General features: G+C 65.6%; 4 protein-coding genes. 2 read left to right on the forward strand and 2 right to left on the reverse strand.

What is annotated here, in order from left to right; translation table 11 throughout:
* Positions 1-43 precede the first annotated feature (43 nt).
* Positions 44-967 carry a LysR family transcriptional regulator gene (locus GPA_RS01060; RefSeq protein WP_015538695.1) on the reverse strand — a complete coding sequence of 308 codons (924 nt, stop codon included), beginning with the start codon at positions 965-967 and terminating at the stop codon, positions 44-46.
* Between the two features lie 278 nt (positions 968-1,245).
* On the opposite strand from GPA_RS01060, the gene GPA_RS01065 reads away from it, so the two are divergent.
* Positions 1,246-1,449: a helix-turn-helix transcriptional regulator gene (locus GPA_RS01065; RefSeq protein WP_015538696.1), complete on the forward strand. Its 204-nt coding sequence runs from the start codon at positions 1,246-1,248 to the stop codon at positions 1,447-1,449.
* Positions 1,446-1,862, forward strand: coding sequence for a hypothetical protein (locus GPA_RS01070; RefSeq protein WP_015538697.1), 417 nt, complete (start codon positions 1,446-1,448; stop codon positions 1,860-1,862). The genes GPA_RS01065 and GPA_RS01070 overlap by 4 nt, the downstream gene beginning before the upstream one ends.
* A 99-nt stretch (positions 1,863-1,961) precedes the next feature.
* Here the strand turns inward: GPA_RS01070 and GPA_RS01075 are convergent.
* Positions 1,962-2,649: MBL fold metallo-hydrolase (locus tag GPA_RS01075; protein ID WP_041238728.1), on the reverse strand; the 688-nt coding region annotated here is incomplete at its 5' end.

Here is a 2,649-nt window from a genome sequence, read left to right on the forward strand (position 1 = left end):
ACGGGCGGACGCCGCGGCACGCCTCCCCTGCTCGCAGGAAGCCCTACCCCCGCCCGTGGAAGTAGCCCGCGGGCACGTTGTCGCGGATGAAGTCCTTGAACTCCAGCGCCAGCGGCGATATGACCCGCCCGGTGTGCCAGGCCAGGTCCACCGGGTAGCGCATGGGGTCGGTATCGATTTTGAACCAGATGAGGCCCGGCTCGTTGCGGTAGCGCTCGGCCACGCACTCGGGAATGCTCGCCCACCCGAGCCCCGCCTTCGCGCCGTTCACCATGGCCTCGTGCGTGTCGAAGCGCGCCACCATGTTATGGTCGGTGAGCGACAGGTTGTAGCGTTCGCGGAAGTGGCGGTTGCCCACCATGTGGCGGCCCGAGTTCCACTCGTAGATGATCATGGGCCATTCGAGCAGCGTCTCGATTTTCACGGGCTGGGGCACGGAGTTGTAGGGCGGCCGGTCGGGCGCGCAGAACAGCAGGCGCTTGTAACCGAGCGTCTCGCGCGAGATGCCGTCGTCGAGCGGCTGGTTCTCCAGCAGGGCGAAGTCAAGCTTGCCGGATTTCAGCTTCTCCATGAGCTCGGGCTCGTAGCCCGCGTCCAGGTGCACGAGCGCGTCGGGGTGCAGGTCGTGGAAGCGCTTGACCAGCGCCGGCAGCAGCGCCACGCCGTCGTTCATACTCATGCCCACCTCGATGGTGCTGTCGAAGTGCTCGTCGACCGCCGCGAGCTCGGCCGAGAGCGCGGTCTCCAACGTGGCGATCTTCTTGGCGAACTTCGTGACGATCTGGCCGGCTGCCGTGGGCACCACGCCCGTCGACGTGCGCACGTAGAGCTTCGTGCCGTAGCGCGCCTCTATGTTGGCGATCTTCTGCGAGAGCCCCGGTCGCGACATGTACAGGCGCTCCGCGGCCTGGGAAAGGCTCTTCGTCTCCGATATGACCGTGAAAATCTCTATGTCGTCCAGCAGCATGGGCCACGCCCCCTCGCACGCCTCGTCCTGCCATCCACGTCCTATGCGGCCTTTCAACCGGCCGCATTCGGCTAAAGCCGAATGGAATCCCATCATAACGAACGCGGGTGAATGCAAGCCGAAGGATTTTTTGACAGCCGCAGAAAAAAACATCGTCATCGCCCCCGCACCCGTCCTCCTTTTTATGGAAAGCTTACTTTACATTTCTTCCAGGCAGGCCTATACTGCATGGAAAGCTAGCTTTACATTGGCGACACCGGGAGAAAAAAGGGGCGCGCATGGAGAACCGTTTGGAGGAAATCCGCAAGGCGCGCGGCATCAAGCAAGAGGACCTTGCCACGGAGCTGGGTGTGTCGCGCCAGACCATCAGCTCGCTGGAGAAGGGGCGTTACAACCCCTCCATCCTGCTGGCGTTCAAGATCGCCCGCCATTTCGACCTGAGCATCGAAGACGTGTTCATCTACCGAGAGGAAGCGCAATGAACAACAAGCCCGCCGTTATCACCCTGTCGATCGGGGTGCTGTTCCTCGTGGCCACGCTCGCCTTCGCCTTCAACCTGGGCGGTGTGTCGGACGCGCTGCCCTTGGGCGCCCAAGCCGCCTTCGGCCTGGGAGGATGCGCGTTCGCCCTCATCGTGTGCGGCCTGTTCGCACTCGCCCACAAGCCCACGCAAAAAGAGCTCGTCGAACAGAACGACGAGCGCAACGTGGCCATCGGCAACTTGGCCGCGACGCGGGCGTTCACGCTGTTCTCCGTGCTCGTACCGGTGACAGCGCTCGTGCTGTGGGTGCTGGGCCAGGTAACCCTCGTCGGCATGCTCGTGTTCGTCGGCATCGAGGTAGTGGCCTTCATCGCCTACGTCGCGTTCATCGCGAAGGCGCAGAAGACCATGTAGGGCATGTCGAGAGCGGGGCGGGCGAAGCGCTCGCAGGGTGCAGGCGTTCGCACCGTTCCCCTTTTGCCAGCGTCAACGGCCGTATAGCGGCCACCTCGGTCAGCCCACGCTCACGAGCACGGATTGGAGGGCGGCCTGCACCGCAGCGGGATGACCCGCGCGGCGCACGACGGCGGCGAGGGATTCGGCGGGCAGGCGGTAGGTGTTGTTGTTCTGCGAGATATGCATGGCCACCACCTGCTCCAGCTCGTCGCATAGGAGCGCCTCGAGCTCGGCGGCGGCCTGGTCGTTGGACAGGTGGCCCACGTCGGAGCCCACGCGGCGCTTCACGGGATACGGGTAGGGGCCGTCGGCGAGCATCTGCACGTCGTGGTTGCTCTCCAGCGCCAACAGCCGCGCGTGCATGAGGCCCTCGTGCGCCTCCCCCGTGACGATGCCGGTATCGGTGACGAAGCCCGCCACGTCGCCGCCGGCGCTCTCGAAGCGGAACCCGCACGACGAGGCAGCGTCATGCGAGGTGCGGAACACGTGGACGGCCAGGCCGGCAAGCGAGAGCGCATCGCCTGCGCGCAGGGACCGCACGTCATGCGCATCCTCGAGCGCGCGCACCTCGCTGCTGGCAGCGCGCACAGCGTCGTCCGCGTACACGGCCGGCTCGACGCCCTTCTTCGCCAGGCCGCGCAGCACCACGCCGAGGCCCTTCGTGTGGTCGGTGTGGTCGTGCGTCACGAGGATGGCCGCGAGCCTCGCCGGATCGAAGCCGGCCTCGTCGCAGCGCGCGAAGAAG

Source organism: Gordonibacter pamelaeae 7-10-1-b (genome assembly GCF_000210055.1).
GTDB lineage: Bacteria > Actinomycetota > Coriobacteriia > Coriobacteriales > Eggerthellaceae > Gordonibacter > Gordonibacter pamelaeae.

Coding starts and splice junctions, on each gene's coding strand:
- GPA_RS01065 (WP_015538696.1), top strand. CDS start 1,246: ATGGAGAACCGTTTGGAGGAAATCCGCAAGGCGCGCGGCATCAAGCAA.
- GPA_RS01070 (WP_015538697.1), top strand. CDS start 1,446: ATGAACAACAAGCCCGCCGTTATCACCCTGTCGATCGGGGTGCTGTTC.
- GPA_RS01060 (WP_015538695.1), bottom strand. CDS start 967: ATGCTGCTGGACGACATAGAGATTTTCACGGTCATATCGGAGACGAAG.